The 20,279-nt window shown below is 63.3% G+C and carries 14 protein-coding genes and 2 pseudogenes; 6 read left to right on the top strand and 10 right to left on the bottom strand.

The window, feature by feature from the left end; all coding sequences use genetic code 11:
* Positions 1 to 182: 182 nt before the first annotated feature.
* Positions 183 to 434, top strand: coding sequence for a type II toxin-antitoxin system Phd/YefM family antitoxin (locus tag B4N44_RS04920; RefSeq protein WP_296697469.1), 252 nt, complete (start codon positions 183 to 185; stop codon positions 432 to 434).
* A 7-nt stretch (positions 435 to 441) separates the two neighbouring features.
* On the top strand, positions 442 to 753 hold the full coding sequence (locus B4N44_RS04915) for a type II toxin-antitoxin system RelE family toxin (protein WP_296697467.1): 312 nt from the start codon (positions 442 to 444) through the stop codon (positions 751 to 753).
* Positions 754 to 1,122: 369 nt separating this feature from the next.
* On the opposite strand, the gene B4N44_RS04910 is transcribed toward B4N44_RS04915, so the two are convergent.
* Positions 1,123 to 2,631: a sigma-54 interaction domain-containing protein gene (locus tag B4N44_RS04910; RefSeq protein ID WP_296697466.1), complete on the bottom strand. Its 1,509-nt coding sequence runs from the start codon at positions 2,629 to 2,631 to the stop codon at positions 1,123 to 1,125.
* Positions 2,632 to 2,855: 224 nt separating this feature from the next.
* On the opposite strand from B4N44_RS04910, the gene B4N44_RS04905 reads away from it, so the two are divergent.
* Positions 2,856 to 4,949, top strand: a complete 2,094-nt coding sequence (locus tag B4N44_RS04905) for an ATP-dependent DNA helicase (RefSeq protein ID WP_296697464.1) — start codon at positions 2,856 to 2,858, stop codon at positions 4,947 to 4,949.
* Between the two features lies 1 nt (position 4,950).
* Positions 4,951 to 6,393: a tetratricopeptide repeat protein gene (locus tag B4N44_RS04900; protein ID WP_296697462.1), complete on the top strand. Its 1,443-nt coding sequence runs from the start codon at positions 4,951 to 4,953 to the stop codon at positions 6,391 to 6,393.
* Positions 6,394 to 6,459: 66 nt separating this feature from the next.
* Here the strand turns inward: B4N44_RS04900 and B4N44_RS04895 are convergent, their stop codons facing one another.
* The 5 genes and pseudogenes from B4N44_RS04895 to B4N44_RS04880 all read right to left on the bottom strand — a co-directional run bounded on the left by B4N44_RS04895 (position 6,460) and on the right by B4N44_RS04880 (position 12,876).
* Positions 6,460 to 6,609: a hypothetical protein gene (locus tag B4N44_RS04895; RefSeq protein WP_296697461.1), complete on the bottom strand. Its 150-nt coding sequence runs from the start codon at positions 6,607 to 6,609 to the stop codon at positions 6,460 to 6,462.
* A 63-nt stretch (positions 6,610 to 6,672) separates the two neighbouring features.
* Complete coding sequence (locus B4N44_RS04890; RefSeq protein WP_296697459.1) at positions 6,673 to 7,026, bottom strand: Fis family transcriptional regulator; 354 nt, start codon at positions 7,024 to 7,026, stop codon at positions 6,673 to 6,675.
* Positions 7,027 to 7,042: 16 nt separating this feature from the next.
* Positions 7,043 to 7,216, bottom strand: a pseudogene (locus B4N44_RS19880) (type II toxin-antitoxin system RelE/ParE family toxin); the annotation flags it as partial.
* A 134-nt stretch (positions 7,217 to 7,350) separates the two neighbouring features.
* The gene (locus tag B4N44_RS04885) at positions 7,351 to 8,760 is read right to left on the bottom strand and encodes an MBL fold metallo-hydrolase RNA specificity domain-containing protein (protein WP_296697458.1); all 1,410 of its coding nucleotides are present in this window, start codon (positions 8,758 to 8,760) and stop codon (positions 7,351 to 7,353) included.
* 124 nt (positions 8,761 to 8,884) lie between these two features.
* A pseudogene (locus tag B4N44_RS04880) lies at positions 8,885 to 12,876 on the bottom strand (ribonucleoside-diphosphate reductase subunit alpha).
* A 354-nt stretch (positions 12,877 to 13,230) separates the two neighbouring features.
* Here B4N44_RS04880 and B4N44_RS04870 point away from each other — a divergent pair.
* Both B4N44_RS04870 and B4N44_RS04865 read left to right on the top strand, forming a co-directional pair.
* On the top strand, positions 13,231 to 13,695 hold the full coding sequence (locus tag B4N44_RS04870) for a CBS domain-containing protein (protein WP_296697452.1): 465 nt from the start codon (positions 13,231 to 13,233) through the stop codon (positions 13,693 to 13,695).
* A gap of 177 nt (positions 13,696 to 13,872) precedes the next feature.
* Entirely contained in the window at positions 13,873 to 14,694 is an 822-nt protein-coding gene (locus tag B4N44_RS04865; protein ID WP_296697450.1) for a c-type cytochrome, read from the top strand.
* A 110-nt stretch (positions 14,695 to 14,804) separates the two neighbouring features.
* On the opposite strand, the gene B4N44_RS04860 is transcribed toward B4N44_RS04865, so the two are convergent.
* Genes B4N44_RS04860 through B4N44_RS04845 form a run of 4 tightly spaced genes read right to left on the bottom strand, consistent with a single transcriptional unit; the run spans position 14,805 to position 20,123 of the window.
* On the bottom strand, positions 14,805 to 17,939 hold the full coding sequence (locus B4N44_RS04860; RefSeq protein WP_296697448.1) for an efflux RND transporter permease subunit: 3,135 nt from the start codon (positions 17,937 to 17,939) through the stop codon (positions 14,805 to 14,807).
* Positions 17,940 to 17,956: 17 nt separating this feature from the next.
* The gene (locus B4N44_RS04855) at positions 17,957 to 18,601 is read right to left on the bottom strand and encodes a hypothetical protein (protein WP_296697446.1); all 645 of its coding nucleotides are present in this window, start codon (positions 18,599 to 18,601) and stop codon (positions 17,957 to 17,959) included.
* Positions 18,598 to 19,737, bottom strand: a complete 1,140-nt coding sequence (locus B4N44_RS04850; protein WP_296697444.1) for an efflux RND transporter periplasmic adaptor subunit — start codon at positions 19,735 to 19,737, stop codon at positions 18,598 to 18,600. The genes B4N44_RS04855 and B4N44_RS04850 overlap by 4 nt, the downstream gene beginning before the upstream one ends.
* Positions 19,737 to 20,123, bottom strand: coding sequence for a S24 family peptidase (locus B4N44_RS04845; protein ID WP_296697442.1), 387 nt, complete (start codon positions 20,121 to 20,123; stop codon positions 19,737 to 19,739). Before B4N44_RS04845 ends, B4N44_RS04850 begins: the two co-directional genes overlap by 1 nt.
* Between the last annotated feature and the right edge of the window lie 156 nt (positions 20,124 to 20,279).

Here is a 20,279-nt window from a genome sequence, read left to right as displayed (position 1 = left end):
TGAGATGTGTGTAATGGGATGGGCTATGACCCCTTTTCCAGACCCCTTTTCCAGGATGCCTGCTCTCTACTCTACCCGGCTTCCTCAAAACCCCGGCTTCGACCCCGGCTTCTTCGGTTGCACTCAAATCCCGTCGGCCCTAAAATCAGAGCCTATTTTGTAGCTTATTCCGAGTAGCAACGATGGATACGATCTACGCAGACCAAACCATCAGTATGTCCGAGTTCAAGAAAAACCCGGCGCAAGTGCTGCGCACGGCTGGCGATAAGCCGGTGGCGGTGCTCAACCACAACCGCCCCGCCTTCTACATGGTGACGCCCAAGTTGTTCCAGTTGCTCGTTGAAGAACTGACCGATCACGACCTGGTGGAGATGGCCCGGGAACGTCTGACGCGCAGACACACGGCCATCGATGTCGATATCGACCAGATCTGACACTGTTGTGGCGTACCGACTTCAGTTTTTACCCGAGGCGCTTGAGGAATGGCAGGCGCTGGATGGCAGCGTCAAAACCTTGCTGCGCAAGGCCCTCAAAAAACGGCTGGAGCAACCACATGTTCCGGGTTCTGAACTTCACGCCGAGCTACGCCACTGCTACAAAATCAAACTGAGCAAGATGGGATATCGGCTCGTCTACGCCGTTGAGGAGAATGTGCTGGTCGTACTGGTACTCTCGGTCGGCAAGCGAGAGGAGATGGCTGCCTACCTGCAAGCCATCGAGCGACTTCTGACCAAAGACAGAACTGATCGATGACCCAGGTTTGGAAGTAAGAACCGGCCTTGCTCGATTCAAGACCCTGCCCCCTTGGACTGGCAAGGCGTGCAATATCTAGAGGCCAAATGTTCCGGAAATCCCGAAGAATGAACCTTGAAGCAATTCAGTAAACTGTCCCCGGAACCCAAAACCATGAGCGATACTAGGCACATGTCAAGACCTGACCCCGGCCTTCGACCCCGGCCTTCTGCGAAGCCTCCGGCGTTGGCACGCTTGGATACAGGAACAACGCTGAAACGCCGCGGCCGATACAACATTACTTTTCTTTTCCAAAGGTAACTTGCGTTCTGATGCACCTATGGCCTGTGGGCTACAGGTTCATGGGCTTATCGCAAAACGTCCTTCTCCTCAAGGCTCGACGCCGTAGCGTTTCAGCCAGTTCGTCAATGTTGTTGCGTTGCCGAAGCCCAGCAGCTTCGACGCCCGGGCCTTGTTGTTGCCGGTAATGTGCATCGCTTGCGCTAAATAATGTCGGGCGACCCGCTCAATCACGCCGTGGAGATCGAGTCCGTGACGCACATCCCTGGAAAGGATCGGGTCTCCTTGGACCTGCTTCCCTGGACTCGGTAACAACGCGTCGCGCGCATCGTCGGCATCGATCAGGGGTTCCGGTGTCCAAACCGCGGCGCGGCGCAGCGTATTCAACAACTCGCGAACGTTCCCGGGCCAGGGGTGGTCGAGCAGCAGCTTTCTTGCGTTGACCGAAAGTTTCTTGGGTTCAAAGCCGGGCTCGGTCTCGCTCTCCCGGTTCACCTGTTCGAGCAACCGTTCCAGCAGCAACGACGTGTCCCCGTCGCGCTCGCGCAGCGGCGGCAGTGCAATGACGGCAACGGCAAGCCGGTAAAACAAGTCTTCGCGGAAGCGGCCTGCACTCACCTCTTGGGTCAGACTGCGGTTGGTGGCGGCGATGATCCGGACATCGAAGCGGATCGCTTGGTTGGCGCCGACGCGCGTGATCTCGCCCTCTTGGAGCGCTCGCAGAAAGCGGACCTGGGCGGACTTTGGAAGCTCGCCGACCTCGTCCAAGAACAAGGTGCCGCGATGGGCGGCCTCGAAGACACCCTGCCGCGCACCGGCCGCGCCCGTAAACGCCCCCTTCTCGTGTCCGAACAGCTCGGACTCGATGAGTTCCGGCGCGATGGCGCCGCAGTTGACGGTGACGATGGATTGGCCGCGACGCGGACTCGCCTGGTGGATCGCGCGCGCCAAGAGTTCCTTGCCGGTGCCCGACTCACCTTCGATCGATACGGGAATCGAGCGTAGCGCCACGCGTCGCGCGCGAGCGATGACGCGCTGCATGACCTCACTCTGATGAACGATGGCGTCGAAGGCCGGTGCGGCGGGTGGTAGACCGGCCGTGAGGCGCGTCAACTCTGCATCCGGGCGTCTCAACAAGTCGGGGATGAAGTCGGCGGAGATGTCGAACGGTATGGCAACCGTGCGTACACCCTGTTCGATTGACGACTCGATCAGTTCCGCCGGAAAGCGGGTCTTGGCCAGGATGATCCAGACCGCCGCCATCGCCGACGTACCCGGACTCAGGTGAAAGGTGAGCTGCGCGTTTTCTCCTTGCGCTTCAATGATGGCGGCGACCTGGCTCGTGGCCGCCTTGTAGATCTCGCCAAAATCGGTGGGGCTGGTCAACCGTGCTCGATGCAGTCGGATGTCGGCTTCAGTCAGCGTCTTCACCCACGGCAAGAAATGCGAACATCTAGCCTCCGGGTAGTTGTTGAGCAACACGACAAGATCGTACGCTCGCTTGGTAAGCGCCTGGCCAATCGGCCCGATTCCGGCCTTGGCATCGCCAGCAGCCGCGTCGAGGTCTGTCTGGCCAACCCAGCTCACAAGGACGTTCATCGGCGGGATAGTGACCAATCGTGTACACAAAGTCGCTGACCGTACTAGAATTCGCCCATGATCACAAGAAATCGTCGGGGTATTGGCGCGCGACCCGCCTCTGGCGTCGACCAACCGTCCGGAGGTCGCCGACATCGCCGGTAAGGATCGCGTCTCGGCATGCTTCAAACGTTTCTGGCATGCCTTGTGTATAACCATGCCCGAGACAAAGGAAAGGGACGATCGTGTCGCAACTCATCACACTCAGCGCCCATCAACAGGAAGCACTCGAAGCGATCCAGCATTTTTTACTGGGCGACGGAGATTGCTTCATCCTTCAGGGCGGAGCCGGAACCGGCAAGACGACGCTGCTGGCGGCATTGGCGCAGTGGCTGAAGGCCGTGTGCCGCCCGCATATGTTTCTCGCTCCGACAGGCCGCGCGGCAAGAATTCTCGGCGACAAGACCGGGGCACGGACTTCCACCATCCATGCCTGCATCTTCAGACTCGCGCAACTCGACGTCTTTGAAGGGGCGCAAGCCAAGAACGATCCGGGATTACGCTTCCGCTTCGCGCTGAAGACCGATGATCCGGGAAACAGCCTCTTTGTCGTCGATGAATCGTCCATGGTCGGAGACATCGAGGACAAGCAGGACATGCTCCGTTTCGGCTCGGGGCGCCTTTTGGCGGACCTGGTCGAATTCACGCGCATCGGGCGACCAGGTCGCGGCAACGCCGATTCGGGCGCAAAACTCCTCTTCGTCGGTGATCCCGCGCAGTTACCGCCAGTTGGGCAGAAGCACTCCCCGGCCCTCTCCATCGACTACTTGCAAACGGAATTCGCCCTTTCGTGCACGGGCTTCGAGCTGACGGAGGTCCACCGGCAAGAGGCAGGGAGCCTGATTCTCGAACGGGCAACAGCGATCCGAAACGCCATTAAGACAAAGCGTTTCACCACATTCAGCCTCAAGCCGAACGATGACGCGATCCTCGCCGCGGGGGTTCCCGAGAGCATCGAGCGCGTCTCGGATGGGTATCGTAAAGGCGGCGCTTCCTCGGTGCTGATCACCTACACCAATGCCAAGGCACTGGAGTTTAATCGTGCGGTGCGCGCACGCCTCTGGGGGAACGAACAGGCGGACATTCGCGCGCGGGATCAGTTGCTGGTCAACCACAACAGCCACGGGTGCGGCCTCTACAACGGGGATCTCGTCCGCGTCCGGGACGTGGCGGAGCGCGTGCAACGACGGACCGTGGCGATGCGAGGCGCAGAACCTGTCGACCTGAGGTTCCGCGAGGCGACCGTTGCGTACAAGGACTCCGATGGCGCGGTACAACAGATCGAATGCCTGCTGCTGGAGAATCTCCTCGACTCGAAAGAACGCGCCTTGTCACCGCTGGAACAGCGCGCGTTGCTCGTGGATTTCCGTCAACGGTATCCGGAACTGAAACCAGGCACGGAGGCGTTCGGCTTGACGATCAGACAGGATCCCTGGTTCAACGCCCTGCAGGTGAAATACGGCTACGCCGTGACCTGCCACAAGGCTCAGGGCGGAGAATGGGACACGGCCGTGGTGCTTTTCGAGTCCGGCCGCGGGATCAACAATGAGGACTTCTTCCGCTGGGCCTACACCGCCATCACGCGCGCGAAACGCACGCTGGTGACGATCGCGGCCCCTGCCTGCAATGCCTATTCCGCAATGGACTGGGACACGAATCCAGCCCCCGCCAAACATGCCGAGTCCATCGGTCAGGGCGAACCGGAGCATCGCGACGACCCGGACTGGGATCGGTATAACTTTTCTCGGGACCATGCAGGCATCTTCGTGCATCACTGCAAGGTTCGCGACGCGTTGCAAGCACAAGGGATCAGCGTCGATGCCGTGCAGCACCTCCAGTACTGCGAACGCTACCAACTGAGACGTGATGAGGCGATGGCCAGCGTGCAGTATTGGTACAAGGGCAATGGCCAGGTCTCACGGATCGAGCCCGCCGCCGGCAATCGGTCCGGTGACGCGGCGCTGATCGACGTAGCCGTCGGCTTGATGATGGAGGCATTGCTGAAGGTCGGCGCCGAAGGCCAGGCCGTCGAGAATCCATTCGTACATGCGTTCGTCCAGCAGCTCGAGCGGTCCACGGCCGATGCAGGTCTTCGCATCCTGTCGAAACGGGACTTGCCGTATCGGCTGCGTATCGAAATTTCGGACGGGACGCGGCATGGGGCGATCGACTTTTGTTACGACAACACGCCGAAATGGATACGGGTGCAGGAAGTCGGCGGCGCCGGCAAGAGCCAAGGCTTGATCGACCGGATCAGGTCTCTGCTTCAGGAGATGTGAAATGGATGCAGCACGACACATTTCAGAACTGCGTAAGGCCGGCCGGTTAGATGAAGCCCTTGAGGTTGCCAAACCGGCTTTGGCGGCAGCATCGGACGATCTTTGGCTCAATCGAGCAAGCGGTTGGCTCTTCTACGAGTTGATCAAGCGCGATATCAACGCCTTCGAAGAGGGTCGGATTTCCCGTGGTGAGTTGATCGCGCATCTCGACGCGTGGCTGCGTCAGTATGCACGCGGCGGCCAGGCCGATTGCCCCGGTCTGCTCCACTCGTTGATGCTCACGCTAGTGGTGAAGGTTGATCGGGAGTGGCCGCGCTTTCTGGCCTTCGCGCGTTGGTGGGACCCACGCTTCTTACGAACGGAGGATCGCGAGGGCTTCAAGCTGGACAATGGAAAGACGGTCGCGAGTCTCGAGATGCGTTTTGTCTATGCCGTCGCGCGCGCGATCAGCGCGAGCCCGGGCGAGCAAAGCCCGGACCTGATTGCCTGGGGGTCGCACTTGCTGGACACGACACTCCAGTCCCACCCGAATGATCAATGGTTGCACTACTACAAGAGCAAGCAGCTGACGGATCTGGGGCGAGCGTCCGAGGCGCGCGAGCATCTCTTGCCCGTTTTGCGTCGACAGCGACAGGCCAGTTGGGCTTGGGCGCTGTTTGGCGCGACCTGGAAGACAGATGACCCGGCCAACGCGATCACCTGCTATTTCCGCGCACTCCAAGTCGCACGCAAGGATGTGGAGGTGCTCGCAACGCGCGTTCACTTGGCCGAACTACTGGCGAGGGCAGAGCGCTATGCCGAGGCCGCAGCGCAAGTGCGCGCCGCGCTCGAGTGCCGAGAAGCAAACGGCTATCGCATTCCGCAGAATCTCTCGCAGTTGGCGGACTCGGATTGGTACCGGCGCTATAGCGCGCTGCCGAACGTGATACGGGAACCGGATGTGTCGAAGGCGGCCGAGGAACTGCTCTTCGGCGCCGATGCCAGCGATCTCAAGTATCGACTTGGCGTGATCGACAATCAGAACAAGGACAAGGCACTCGCCCATGTCGTCTTTGATGCCGACGCCGGCGCAATACTCCTGTATCGGACGATGAAGGGAATATCGGACCTGGCCGTTGGGACCTGTGTCGAAGTTGGCTTCGTCAACGGCGAAAACCACCCGGTGGCCTTCCGACAATCCGAGAAAACGACGATCCCGGGCGTCTGCGGGTGGTTCGAGGGGGAGTTCTCGCAGCGACCGGGGCAGGCCTTTGCCTTCATCGTCACCCATGACGGCGAGCGCATCTTCGTTCATCCGAGCCTTGTCGGCGAACACCGAAGCGCCGCTGGCGATAAGCTCTCCTGCCACGCCGTCATCGGTAAAGACAAGCAGGGCAAGCCGGGCTGGCGCGCAGTCTCCATTGAACAGCGAGACGCGATTGAATGCGGCTCCCAGTTCGCCTAACCGCCGGCGATGGAGAGTTGCCGGTGGAAGATTGCTACGGCAAAGGTCGGCGTTCGAGACTCAAGGTCAGCGGGAGAACGCGCTACCAGCATAGAACTGGGCGTCGCCATCTGGATCGAATATCTCGCGGAGATCAACGAAGCTGCCGCTTGGCCAGTGCTTCAAGCGCGGCAACACGGAGATCAGCCGTTCGGCCGCCTGCTCAGGGTCAGGCATGGCCGACGTACCGCGCGCTCGGCGCGTCCGCTGCCTGGGGGAAATGCTTTTTGAGCGACAGCATCAGTCTGAAAACCACCCTTTTCGAGACGGAGGCAGGCCGTGTCCGCCGGTCTCACTGCGGGATATCGACCAACTCGATCTTGAGCCGACGATGGCCGCCGCCCGGTTTAGGGAGTCGAGCTGCACCTTGTCGTTGTCCGGGTCGAGCAGGCGGTCGAGTTGCTGCGAGCGGCTGGTCTGCATCCGCTCGGCCATGTCCACCGTGTTCAGATGCTGGTCTTCAATGAACTGCCGGAGCTGCCGGGCAAGCACGCGCTTGGCCGCAACCTGACGGGCCTCTTCGAGACGACCTTCCTCTCGGAGAAAGTCTTCCAGGCTCGAACCGATGTGTTTCTCGTCGATCATTTCTTTCACCGTTCATCCGTTTGACGGCGATGTTCAACTCCCGATCCGGCGTCTTCTGCGCCTTCTTGATGAAGGCGTGCAGCAGGACCATCCGCCCTCCGGACAAGCAGAACAGGATACGGGCGATCCGTCCCGAGGACAGGTTGCAGCGGACCTCCCACAAGCCTTTGTGCGAGCGGATCGTCCTGCACGGCGGCATCCCCACCGGACATACTCCAGGGTCTGGAGATCGTTGCCGACGGTCGTCCGTCATAAAACGTACCTCACAAGGTGCGATGCACCATGCAAAGCACATCAGCCCACGTTTTCGCCGCATTTCTGTACGGCTTGGGTTCAGGGAATGCTGACCTTGACCCCTGGAAAGCGCTGCAGTAAGGCGTCTCGTAAGGCCGTCTTGGCGTCGTGCTCGCCGTGGACGAGGATGACCTCCCGGGGTGGGGTGGACATGGCGCCGATAAAGTCGAGCAGGTCGTGTTGGTCGGCATGGGCTGAATAGCCGCCGATGGTATGGATGCGGGCGCGGATGTCGTAGCGCCGCCCGTCGAGCTCGACATAACCGCCGCGGGGTCCGTAGCCTTGGATGTCGCGGCCCGGCGTGCCGGCGGCTTGGTAGCCGACGAAGAGGACGTCGTGGCGCGGATCGCCGAGCATGGCCTTGAGATAATTGACGATCCGCCCGCCGGCGCACATGCCGCTGGCGGCGATCACGATGGCGGGACGATGCTCGCGCGCGAGGTATTCGACCATGCGCAGATGCGCGGCGTGATCGTCGACCGTGAGCATCCGATCGAATGCGAGCGGATGGCGCCCGGCCGCAACCCGGGCCTTGGCCTCGCGGTCCCAGTGCGCGCGCAGTCGACGGTAGCCGGCGGTCAGATCCGCCGCCAGCGGTGAATCCAGCACCACCGCGAGATCCTCCCAACTCCATTTTCCGCCGGTGCCCTTGGTGCCGCGGTTCTCGTGCACCAAGGTCTCCAGCTCGTAGAGCAGCTCCTGCGTCCGTCCGATGCTGAATGCCGGGATCAAGAGTGTGCCGCCGTCCTCGAAGGCGTGCTCGACCATGGCCCGCAGGCGCTGATGCCGTGTGCTGCGGTCCTCGTGTGTGCGGTCGCCGTAGGTACTCTCCAGCACGACGACATCGGCCGATTCAGGCGGGGTCGGATCCGGCAGCAGCGGGGTATGCGGCGCGCCGAGGTCTCCCGAGAAGAGTATGCGCGTGGTGGTCCCGGCGCGGGTCAGGTCGCATTCGACATAGGCTGAGCCGAGGATGTGACCGGCTTGCTGCAGACGGATGCGCAGGGCCGGATCGCCTGTAATCAAGGGGTGCCAGTCCGCGTACGGCAGCGGGACCAGGCGCGCGCGCAGCCCGCGCAGGACGGCCTCGATGAGTGCGGCATCGCGTGTGACGCCGACCTTCAGTGCGTCCTCCAAGACCAGCGGCAGAAGCTCCGCCGAGGCTTCGCTGCAGAGAATGGGTCCGCGAAAGCCGGCGGCCAGCAGATGGGGCAGGCGCCCGACGTGGTCGATGTGCACATGCGTGAGGATCAGCGCCTGGATCCGATCGACCGGAAAACCGATGCCCGGGCGGCGGGCATCGGAGCCGTCCGAGGCGGTCTCCGCGCCTTGGAAGAGCCCGCAGTCGATCAAGACCGAGCGGCCGTCGCCGAGCATCAGCTCATGGCAGGAGCCGGTGACACCGTCAACGGCGCCGTGGTGTGCGATCAGTGGTGTTGCGTCGGTCATTTCGGCTCCATCGTCCGTGTGGGGGCGGTGTAGGGGCGGTGTAGGGGCGACTTTAGTCGCCCTCCCGGAAACAACCCGTCGTCCGGGGGACTACTAGGCGACTAAAGTCGCCCCTACACCTAGCCTACTGGCAGGCTTCGCACTCGGGGTCGAGGATCGAGCAGGCGGCGGGCGCCGCTGCGCCGTTGCCTTTGGCCTTGTCGAGCGAGAGGTAGTTGCCGCCGACGGCGCTGAGCCGATTGGCCTTTCCTGCGTCGTCCATCGTGGACTTCTCGACATGGGTGGCACCCATGGAGCGCAGATAGTAGGTCGTCTTCAGACCCCGCACCCAGGCCAGCTTGTAGAGGTTGTCGAGCTTCTTGCCGCTGGGCTCGCGCATGTAGAGATTGAGGCTCTGGGCCTGGTCGAGCCACTTTTGGCGGCGGCTGCCGGCCTCGACCAACCAGCGGGCGTCGACCTCGAAGGCGGTGGCGTAGAGCTCCTTCAGATCCTCCGGGATACGGTCGATCTGCTGGATCGAGCCGTCGTAGTATTTCAGATCGTTGACCATCACCGAGTCCCACAGCCCGCGTTCCTTCAGGTCGATGACCAGATAGGGATTGACGACGGTGAACTCGCCCGAGAGGTTGGATTTCACGAAGAGGTTCTGGTAGGTCGGCTCGATCGACTGGCTCACACCGACGATGTTGCTGATGGTCGCGGTCGGGGCGATGGCCATGCAGTTGGAGTTGCGCATGCCCACGGTGCGCACGCGCTCGCGCAGTGCGTCCCAATCCAAGGTGGTGCCGGTGTCCATCTGCAGATAGCTGCCGCGTGCTTCGGCGAGCAGCTTGATGCTGTCGACCGGCAGGATCCCGCGGCTCCAGAGCGAGCCTTCGAAGCTCTGGTAGCGCCCGCGCTCCTGCGCAAGATCCGTGCTGGCCTGGATCGCGTCATAGCTGAAGGCCTCCATGCTGCGATCGGCGAACTGCACGGCCTCCAGGCTCGCGTAGGGGATGCGCAGCTTATAGAGTGCGTCCTGAAAGCCCATGATGCCGAGCCCGACGGGACGGTGTCGCAGGTTGGAGTTGCGCGCCTGCGGGACGTTGTAGAAGTTGTAGTCGATGACGTTGTCGAGCATCCGCATGGCGGTGCTCACCGTCTTGCGCAGACGCTTGGTGTCGAGCCCCTTTTCGGTTACGTGCGCGGCCAGATTCACACTGCCGAGATTGCAGACAGCTATCTCTAGATCATTGGTATGTAGGGTGATTTCCGTATTTTTCGTGATCATTCCATTGACGGTCCAGGCATGGGTTTCCGAGTCGACCGTCAGGCAGTAGGCATCCTCGTTCGGCAATTCAGTGCGGTGCGTGAAGGTTGCCCAAAGCTTCTGTGCATAGCCCGGTTTGGTGATGTTTTGAAGGTGTTGAGCGGCAACATCGGTGCCTTTATGTGCCGCGAGGCCGGTCACGTCCTCGGCGATCCGGCAGCCCTTCACCGAGGTGATCAGAAGTCGGTAGAGCGGTTTGCTCCAATACTCTTTTGTGCCACCACGCCCGTCCGGTAGCGCCTTGAACTCATGCCCGCGCATCTGGTTGATCGACGTCTTGACGCCAAAGTTGGCCCAAAGGATTTGAAGATCCTGGATAAACGCAAGATCCTTCGAGGCCAGTACCACGGAAGTGATCTCAGGACTGCTCTGCAGATGGCCGTCGGCCTGATAGAGGCCGCGTAGATAGGCTGCAACGGTCTCACGGTCTCCACACCAGACCAGCTCAGGGATGCAGGTCTTTGTTTCCGGAGTAAATCCATGCTCGGCGAGCAGGCGACGCAATGGTGCAGAGGCGAGGCGTGCCTTGCGGTGCACCTTGTCGAAACTGAACTCGGGTTGGTTGCTGGATGTCGTCCGCAACACCGTATTACCTTCGAGCAAATAGTGCACCTGTTGCTGGACATCCGGAATCGTCCCGAAATCCGCTTCCCAGATGTCGGTGAAGACGTTGTGTTTGCCGAAGGTACCGTCGCCTGCGATCAATCCCATTAAATAGCTGAGCTTCGGATCACTTTGCGTTCCCCAGAGTCCTTCGAGCTGTTGTATGAGAAGCCTGTCGCCAGGCTTGAGATCCTGTGCCTCGACCCAGCCCTGATCTTTCACCCAAACCTTGTGGTCCGGGGTGACTTTGTGGGAATAGCCTTCACGCGTCTCAATCCGCACGATCGGTGCATTGGGTCTTGGCAGCAGCATCTCGGAGGCGTGATAAACCCCATCCAACCCGACGACCTGATTGGTTCCGCCAAGCGCGTAAAGTTCACCGACCGTCAGCAAACCGCGATTGGTCACGACACGCTGGTCAGCGGTGATACAGCACAGATTCGATGAATGCACGGTCCCGACATGCTGATTGGTGTAGCGCAGGTTGCACGGATCCTTGAAGGCGATCCAGGGGTGTCCGGTCTCAAAAAGCATGGCCAACATCTTGCGCCAGAGATCCACAGCCTTGATCCGCTTGCTGACCCGCAGTTCGCCGCGCGCGGCACGCTCCTCGTAGCCGACATAGGCCTGCTCGAACGCCAGGCCGGTGAGGTCGTGCAGATCCGGAGTCTCGTCGGGCGAGAAGAGGGTCCAGTGCTGATCCTCCGCGACCCGCTTCATGAAGAGGTCCGGCACCCAGTTGGCGGTGTTCATGTCGTGGGTGCGNNCGTCGCCGGTGTTCTTGCGCAGATCCAGAAATTCTTCGATGTCGACGTGCCAGGTTTCGAGATAACCACACACGGCGCCACGCCGCTTGCCACCTTGATTCACAGCCACTGCGGTATCGTTCGCCACCTTCATGAAAGGCACCACGCCCTGGCTCTTGCCGTNNAGTCGTTGCCCAGGCCGCCGGCGAATTTCGACAGGAGTGCGTTGTCCTTGATGGCCCCGTAGATGCCGTCCAGGTCGTCCGGGACGGTGGTGAGATAACAGGAGCTGAGCTGAGGGCGCAGCGTGCCCGAGTTGAAGAGCGTGGGGGTCGAGCTCATGAAGTCGAAGCTCGAGAGCAGCTCGTAGAACTCGATGGCGCGGGTCTCGCGGTCGATCTCGTTGATGGCCAGTCCCATGGCGACGCGCATGAAGAAGGCCTGGGGCAGCTCGAAGCGGATGCCGTCGGCGGTGTGGATGAAATAGCGGTCGTAGAGTGTCTGCAGGCCGAGATAGTTGAACTGCAGATCGCGCTCGGGTTTGAGTGCGGCACCGAGGCGGGCCAGATCGTAGCGGGCGAGCTGCGGGTCGAGGTGCTCGAGATCCGCGGCGCGCTTGATATAGGCCGCGAGATAGTCGCTGTAGCGCTCGGCCAGATCGGCCTGGGTCTCCACCCCGACGGCGAGCCCCAAGAAGCCCAACGCCTCGCGGCGCAGCACGTCGAGCAACAGCCGGGCGGCGACCTGGCTGTATTGGGGATCCTTCTCGATCATGGCGCGGGCGGACATCACCAGCGCCTGTCCGACGTCGGCCTCGCGCACGCCGTCGAAGAGGTTGCGCAGTGTGTCGGCCAGGATGGCCTTGGCATCCACGGCGTCGAGGTCGCGACAGGTCTCCTCGAGCAGACGTGTCAGGCGTGCGACATCCAGCGGGCGGGTGCTGCCGTCGGCGAGCGTCACCGAGAGCGGGTGCGCGGCCTCGGCCGGTGTACTCGCCGCCGCGCGCTCGGCACGCTCGCGGGCGCGGGCCTCGCGGTAGAGGACGTAGTCGCGTGCGACCTTGTGCTCGCCGGCTCGCATCAAGGCCAGCTCGACCTGATCCTGGATGTCTTCGATATGGACGGTGCCGCCGCCGGGCAGGCGCCGCGTCAGGGCCGAGGTCACCTGTTCGGCGAGCTCGCGCACCCGCTCGTGGACGCGGCTCGAGGCCGCCGCCGAGCCGCCTTCCACCGCGAGGAACGCCTTGGTCATGGCGACCATGATCTTGTTCGGGTCGAAGTGGGTGACCTTGCCGTTGCGCCGGATGACCTGGACCTTGCCCGGGGCGTGGGCGGTGATCTCGGGGGCCGAGTCGCTGCTGCGGATCTGTGTCGGTGCCTGCGCCGCGGTCTCTCCGGGGCGGGCGACGGTGTCTTCGGCGGACGTGGATTCGGCCAACGACGGGCGCTCGGTGGACATGGCTCCTCCTGGGAAGCGGTGTGAGGGCGGGGTGTGTCTTATGGGTGGTCGGCGCCTTGGACGGCCGAACGGGCGCTGTGCGAGCGACACAATATATGTTGTTTGCGAAATCCGTCAACCACAATATCTTGTGTAAAAACGGTGGATCAGGCTGTGGGTGAGCTGTGGATAAAAGCGCTTGCGCCAAGTCCGGCGTGGGCTCGTAGGCGGGCTTGCGGACATCGGCAGGGTTCGGCGGGACACGACGAGCGGACGTCGCGGATGCTCGTCTATAATGCGCGGACGGTCGTCGTGAGATCTGCACCTCTGTCTCGTGAATGCGGCCGACAACAATACAATTGGAGGATGGCCTAGATGAAAGTCAAAGATGTGATGAGTCGATCGGTCCGCTCGGTGAATCCCGATACCCGGATCGTCGAGGTGGCGTCCTTGATGTGTCTCTATCGCTTTCATGGCCTGCCCGTGGTCGACAGCGATGAAAAGCTGGTCGGTATCATCGCCGAGCGGGATTTGCTGCACAGTCTGTTTCCGAAGCTCGACAAGCTCATCGCCGAGGGGATGCATTCGGTCGACCTCGACAAGGAGATGGCGCGCTACGCCGAGATCCTGGGGCTGAAGACCGAGGAGCTGATGACGCCCAATCCGGTGACGGTCGATCCGGAGATGCATGTCCTGCGCGCGGCAACCGTGATGGTTCGCCATAATTTCCGGCGTATCCCGGTTACGGACGAGGGGCGACTGGTCGGTATGCTCAGCATCGGCGACGTGCACAAGGCCATTTTCCAGGCCAACGTGACAAGCGGTTTGAAGGGCCTCTGAGTCCGCATCGATCGGGTATCGCTTTGCCGGGCCGCGGTGGCGCGGTCCGTTTCTTCATTGCTGATGTCGGGCTCGTGCCGCTTTGCCGACCTGGTGGCGCGCGGATCGTCCGCGTCGCGCCGGCGTCGTGCATACAACGGCCGGAACCCGGCCCTGGTCTTCAGTTTGGAGGTCAAGATGTCTCGCTCTGCATTTGCGATCGGCCTGTCAATTGCCCTGTCGGGCCTCGTCTCGACAGCGCTCTATGCCCAAGAACCTGCATCCGCCGGGACCCCGGCCGAAACCGCCCGGCTCGAATACGAGCAGGTCATGACGTTGACGCCCGATCTGGAGAATGGACGCAGGGTCTATCTGACCTGTGCGGTCTGCCATCGTCCGGAAGGCTGGGGTGCGCCCGACGGGACCTATCCGCAGATCGCCGGACAGTTGCGCACCGTCATCATCAAACAGCTTGCGGATATTCGGGCACGCAATCGCGACAATCCGCTCATGTATCCCTTCTCGGTTCCGCGCATCCTCGGAGGCCCTCAGAACGTCGCCGATGTGGCGGCCTATGTGGCGCAGCTTCCGATGACACCCGAGAACGGGGTCGGGCCCGGGATGGATTTGCCCTTGGGCAAGGAGGTCTACGTGGAGCACTGTACGAAATGCCACGGCGAGAACGGAGAGGGCAACGAGGACGAGCACATCCCCGCCATCGCGGGCCAGCACTATCTCTATCTGATGCGCCAGTTCGATGCGATCCGCATGGGGCGCCGCAAGAACTCCGATCCCAAGATGGTCAAGCAGATCGACAGCTTCACGCCCCTGCAACAGGCGGCCGTCCTCGATTACACCTCGCGGCTGCGTCCGCCCGAGAGCAAGCTGGCCGAGACGGGCTGGGTGAATCCGGATTTTCCCGCCTACGTGCGCGACCCGATGGGCGTGCCGCCCATGCCGCCCATGCCCGCGGGGTTGATGGAGCCGCCCGCATATCCTTCCGTTCCGCCCGCCCGGTAGGGGCGAATGGTTTCACCCCTACAACTCGACGCAGGATGAGCTTCTTGCCCCCGAACCGCACGGGGATATGGGTCGCGCGGATGCTTTCCAGCAAAGTCCGTGCGACCTGATCAACGCGAGGCCTTCAAACCGAGATCCGCCGGGTCCGTCGGGGTCTGCGTCGTTGTTCGAGCCGCCAGGACGCGATAGACCAGGGGCACCAGCACGAGCGAGACCAGTGTGGAGAACGATAGCCCCGCGACGATGGTGACGGCGAGCGGTTGCAGCATCTCCGAGCCCTCCCCCAGGGCGAGCGCGAGCGGGAGCATGCCCACGACCGTGGTGAGCGTGGTCATGAGGATGGGGCGCAGACGCAGACGTGCCGCCTCGAGGATGGCGGTGCGCGCATCCAGACCGGCACGGCGCTCGATCTCGATGAACTCCACCAGCACGATCGCGTTGTTGACCACGATCCCCGCCAGCATGATGAGCCCGAGCCAGACCGGCATGGAGACCGGCAACCCCGTCCATTGCAGGCCGAGCACCACGCCGATCAGGGCGAAGGGCACGGAGATCAGGATGATGACCGGATTGCGGACCGACTCGTATTGGACCGCCATCGCGACCAAGACCAGAAAGAGCGCAAGCCCGAGCAGGATCCGGCTCATGTCCTGACCCTGCTTGAGTGTCTCCAGACCGCCGGCCTCGTAGAGCCGATAGCCGGCGGGGAGCGGCACCCGGGCCGCCGCGGTCAGTGCGGACTCGATCGCCTCTTGAAGCGTCAGCGTCTCGCCGACCGAGGCGGTGATCTCCACGGTGCGTTGCTGGCGGTCGCGCAGGATGGTCGCGGGCTGGGCCAGGATCTCGACGGTTGCGACATCGCCGAGTCGCAGGGGGCGTCGCGGCTCGGTCTTGCTGAACAGCACGATGGAGTCCAGATCGCCCGGCGCGGCGATGTCCATCCGGTCCAGTCGCAGCAGCAGATCCACCGAGCGGTCGCCGTCGATCAGCTCGGTGACGATGCGGCCCTCCAGTGCGAAACGCAGTAGTGTGCCGATGTCCTCGATGGTCAGACCGAAGCTCGCCGCGCGCTGCGGATCGAGCCGGATGGAGATCTCGCGGGTGATGTCCTGACTGCTGTGCTGGACGTTGCCGAGACCCTCCACGGCGACGAGCTGCTCCACGACCCGATCGGCGAGCTCGGCGAGTGTGTCGAGGTTCTCCCCGGCGATGCGCAGACTGACGTCGTCGTCGCCTTGGTTGAAACGGATGCCGCGGATCCCGCGCGTAACCAGCGAGGCGCGCAGGCCCGGGATCTCGAGCGCGCGGATCAGGCCGCTGACCCGGGTGATCCACCCCTTGCTGCCGACGTCGCGCTCCGCTGCCGGGATCAGCAAGACCTGTAGGCTTGCGCGGTTGGCGCTTTCGAAGGACGAGCGCCCGAATACGAAGCCGCCGACCGTGGTGAAGATCGCCTCGACCTCGGGTTGCTCGGCGACGAGCGCCTCGATCCGGCGGGTCAGTCGATCCATCTCCTCGAGGTCGATACCGGCGTCCGCGGTCAGGGTGATGCGCACGTCGCCCTCGTCGAGGGCAGGCAGAAATTCCTGCTTCGCCTCGATGAGCCAAGGCACCGCCCAGGCTAAAGCGCCGATGAAGGCGAGGATGACCAGCCAGCGGATGCGCAGCAGCCAATCGAGCAGCCGCGCATAGCCGTTCTGCAGCGCCTCCATGACCCGATTGACCTGGATGCGCAACATCCCCTCTCGGCTCGCCGGCACCCGGCCCGCGAGTGCGGGGACCAGGGTCAAGGCGACCACCATCGAGGCGAGGATCGCCGCCGAGATGGTGAAGATCAGCTCCTGAAAGAGCAGCCCGACGAGTCCGCCGATAAAGAGGAAAGGCAGGACGGCGGCGAGGTTGGTCGAGGTCGAGGCGATGATGGCGCCCGTGACCTCGCGGCTCGCGGCATCCGCTGCGACGAGCGTGGTTTGCCCCATGCGCTGGTGGCGATAGATGTTTTCGAGCATCACGATGGTGCTGTCCACCAGCATGCCGATGCCGAGCGCCAGGCCGCCGAGCGTCATGATGTTGAAGGTCAGACCGTTGGCGGCCATGAGGATGAAGGTGACCAGGACGGCGATCGGGATGGCCGCGCCGATGATCAGGGTTCGGCGCAGACTCCCCAGGAAGATGTAGACCACGGCCATCGCCAGCAGGGCGCCGCCGAGCGCGGCGTTGACCGCATTCTCGAGCGAGTGGCGGATATAGCGCGCCTGGTCGTCGACCAGCTGGATCTGAATGTCCTCGGGGAGCTGGCCCTGCGCTTTGAGTCGTGCGAGTTCCCGATCGACCGTGTCCACGACCGCCACGGTGTTGGTGAGCGGCTGTTTTTGGATCGCGAGCTTGATCCCGGGCTGGTCGTCGAGGCGGATGCGCAGACGCTCTTCGCTTGAACCGTCGATGACCTGCGCGATCTCGCCGATGCGCATCTGCGCCATCGGGTTGTCGCCGGCCTCGGGCTTGAGCGGCAGGTCGATGATCTCCTGCACGTTCCTGAAGCGTCCTTCGGTGCGACCCCCGATCTCGCCGTCCGGCATGCGCAGCCGCCCGGCCGCGACATCCTGATTGGCGGTGCGCAGGCGCGTCTCCAGGTCCAGGATGTCGATCCCCAGTCCGGCCAAGCGGAACTGGCTGGCCACCACCTGCACCTCGCGCTCCAGTCCGCCGCCGATCTCGACGGAGGCCACGCCCGGGAGCGTGACCAGCGAGCGGCCCAGGGTGTAGTCGGTCCAGGTGCGCAGCTCCACCGGGTCGCGCAGGGTCGAGCTGACGACATACTCGGCGACGGGGAGCTGGAAGGGGTCGCGCTTGAAGATGATGGGCGGATCGTCGGTGTCCGGGAGAAAGCGTTTGGCGCGGTCCAGGCGGGAGCTGGCGTCACGCAAGGCTTGATCGATGTCCTCGCCGTAGCGAAATGACAGGTCGATGGCGCTGCGCCCCTCGGTGGTGCGCGACTGGATGGCGATGACGCCCTCGGTGATCGCGAGCTGCTCCTCGAGCTCGCGGGTCACTTCGTTCTCCATGACCTCTGCGGGGACGCCGGGGTCGAGTACGCGGACCTGGATATCCGGGTAGATGATGCTCGGCAGCAGATCGATGTTGAGTCGGGTGAGCGAGACACCGCCGAGCACCATCACCGCGAGGGTCAGCGCGACGACCCCGACGGGGTGGCGGACCGACCAGGTGGAGATGTTGGCTGACATGAGAGATACAGGCGTGGTTACTCGCCCGTGAGCTCCGTGATCGCGGCTTCCACGACCTTGGTCTCGGTCAGCGGATAGGGCGAGATCCGCAGGCGTTGCAGGCGTGCCTGGTAGGCGGTGCAGAATTCGTTGTGGAAGGTGAGAAAGAGCGGGTGAGCGGTGAGGCCGCGAATCTCGTCCATAAAGGCCAGATAGTGACGGGCCTGGCCCATGTGGTACGGCGACGGCTCCTCGTCGAGGCGAAAGCGCTCGATGCGCTCGTCCCAGATCGGGAAAATGCCGGGTGCGGCGAGATGAAGCACCATCGAGGCCCCGACCACCGAGCCGAGGCTGGCGGCGATGGCGTCGACGCCTCGCTCTCGGATGGCGGCGTGCTCGGCATCGGGGCCGGCGTCGGGGCCGCGACGGGAGGCGCTGCGCGCGGCCTCGAATGCCTCGACGGCGGCGGCGAGGTGGCTCTGGTCGATGCGCACCCGCTCGGGCATCCAGGCGTAGGCCAGACAGGCCGTGCGCAGATAGGCCTCCGTCGGACTGGCTGCCGGCGCGGCGGCGCTCGCGAGCATGACCGGGTAGGTGCGCAGACGGGTTGCCTCGCGCGGGTTGTCGCGATAGCAGCCGTTGCGCACCCGCTCGACGGCCGTGTAGAGGTGTTCGAGATTCATTCGGGCACCACCTTGACTGTTTTGCCCTCGCTCAGTCCGAGGAACCCGCGCGTGACGATCCGATCGCCCGGCGCGAGACCCTCGAGGATCTCGATGCGATCGGCCATTTGCAAGCCGCTTCTGACCTTGCGGCGGGAGGCTTGGTCCTGATCCGTGATCAGCCAGACGAATTCGCCGTCGCGGTCGCGCCGCAGCGCACGGAAAGGGACCAGCAGACGCTCCACCGCGGCGGTTTCGAGCATGACCCGCACGAATTGTCCGGCCTTCACGCCGGGCGGCGGGTCCTCGAACGTCAACTCCACGATCCCCTGTCGGCTGGTCTGCTCGAGGCTTGGATGAATCCGCAGGATCCGGGCCGGGAACAGCGCCGCGCCGAGGGCATCGATGCGCAGCTGCGCCGGGTCGCCGACCTTCATTCGCGGCAGGATCAGCTCGGAGGCATAGACCTCCGCGACCAAAGATGCGGGATCGGCAACCGTAAGAAGGTGGGTATTCTTCGAGACGAAATCACCCGGTTCGACCAAACGCTCGATCACGACGCCGTCGAACGGGGCCGGAATCCGGGTGAAGGCCAGCCGGGTTTCCAGGAGCCGAACATCGCCTCGGGCGACGGCGACGGCGGTGCGCGCCTGCGAGAGCTCGGCGTCGGAGGCGGCGCGCTTGCGCACGAGATCGTCGAGTCGCCCCACGTCGAGCTCGGCCTGGGCCAGGGTTGCGCGCGTCTTGTCGAGCTCGGCCTGCAGGAGGTCGTCTTCGAGGGCGACCAGGATCTCGCCCTCTCGGACCAGGTCGCCCTCGAAGACATCCAGCTCGGTGATCCGGCCTTCCTCCTGACTGAAGAGCCGCACCGCGCGGCGATGACGCAGCGAGCCGGGGCGCTCGTGGCTGCTTGTCGTGGCGGCGCGCTCCACGGCGACCGAGGCCACCAGGTGATCGGCGGCGGCGCGCTCGCGACCGGCGCTGGACGGCGAGTCGCCCCCGGGGGAGCAGGCGATCAGGGTCGCCGCCAGGATGACGATCGGGGTGACGGCGAGCAGGAGCGGAATCCGCGGTCGCGCTCGCGGCGGGCGGGCAGGCTCGGTTGTGCCGCGTGCGCCGAGTGCGCGGCGCGGCTTGGATGCCGCGTTGCCGGTCATCACCGGCCGGTCAGATCCGTGATGGCCACCGTCGGCGAAGTCTCGGGTTCGTGCGAGTAGTCGTAGTGTTTGATCTTGCGCCGGATGTTGCGTTGGATGATGACGCCCAGGACGTGCCAGTCCAGGCCGTTGAGCGTGATGTCGGGATAGATGCGGTTGAGGGCGAGGAGTCGCTCGGTGCCGTTGTCCTCCCGGACATACTTGCGAAACCAGCGCACGCCTTCGACCTCGGCGAACACGAAGCTGTTGTTCTTGCGGTTGTCCGTCGGCTCGACGATCACGATACAGCGATCGGGGAACTCGGGCTCCATCTGGTCGCCGAGCACCTGCAAGGCGTAGGGCTCGTGCATGCTGCAACCCGTGCTGTCCATGGTGGGATCTGCCATGATGCGTCCTCATTTGTACAGGTTTGGTCGGTCGGCTCGCCGCGGCGAGCCGACCGGATAACGACGTGTCTTCGGCCTTGGTGATTTCATCACCCTTGGTGGAAATGCGGTTTAAACTTTTCTCTTTTTTAAAACTTACAGCGCGCCTGCTCCAAC

This window comes from Thiocapsa sp. UBA6158, assembly GCF_002423035.1.
GTDB lineage: Bacteria > Pseudomonadota > Gammaproteobacteria > Chromatiales > Chromatiaceae > Thiocapsa.
Note: the sequence above shows the minus strand (reverse complement) of the source record. Positions and strands in the feature narration are given on the sequence as shown.

Excerpts from the sequence above, each read along its gene's own strand:
- B4N44_RS04850 (WP_296697444.1), bottom strand. The coding sequence starts at position 19,737 with ATGACCGGCAACGCGGCATCCAAGCCGCGCCGCGCACTCGGCGCACGC.
- B4N44_RS04845 (WP_296697442.1), bottom strand. The coding sequence starts at position 20,123 with ATGGCAGATCCCACCATGGACAGCACGGGTTGCAGCATGCACGAGCCC.
- B4N44_RS04855 (WP_296697446.1), bottom strand. The coding sequence starts at position 18,601 with ATGAATCTCGAACACCTCTACACGGCCGTCGAGCGGGTGCGCAACGGC.
- B4N44_RS04910 (WP_296697466.1), bottom strand. The coding sequence starts at position 2,631 with ATGAACGTCCTTGTGAGCTGGGTTGGCCAGACAGACCTCGACGCGGCT.
- B4N44_RS04870 (WP_296697452.1), top strand. The coding sequence starts at position 13,231 with ATGAAAGTCAAAGATGTGATGAGTCGATCGGTCCGCTCGGTGAATCCC.
- B4N44_RS04860 (WP_296697448.1), bottom strand. The coding sequence starts at position 17,939 with ATGTCAGCCAACATCTCCACCTGGTCGGTCCGCCACCCCGTCGGGGTC.
- B4N44_RS04885 (WP_296697458.1), bottom strand. The coding sequence starts at position 8,760 with ATGACCGACGCAACACCACTGATCGCACACCACGGCGCCGTTGACGGT.
- B4N44_RS04865 (WP_296697450.1), top strand. The coding sequence starts at position 13,873 with ATGTCTCGCTCTGCATTTGCGATCGGCCTGTCAATTGCCCTGTCGGGC.
- B4N44_RS04895 (WP_296697461.1), bottom strand. The coding sequence starts at position 6,609 with ATGCCTGACCCTGAGCAGGCGGCCGAACGGCTGATCTCCGTGTTGCCG.
- B4N44_RS04900 (WP_296697462.1), top strand. The coding sequence starts at position 4,951 with ATGGATGCAGCACGACACATTTCAGAACTGCGTAAGGCCGGCCGGTTA.
- B4N44_RS04920 (WP_296697469.1), top strand. The coding sequence starts at position 183 with ATGGATACGATCTACGCAGACCAAACCATCAGTATGTCCGAGTTCAAG.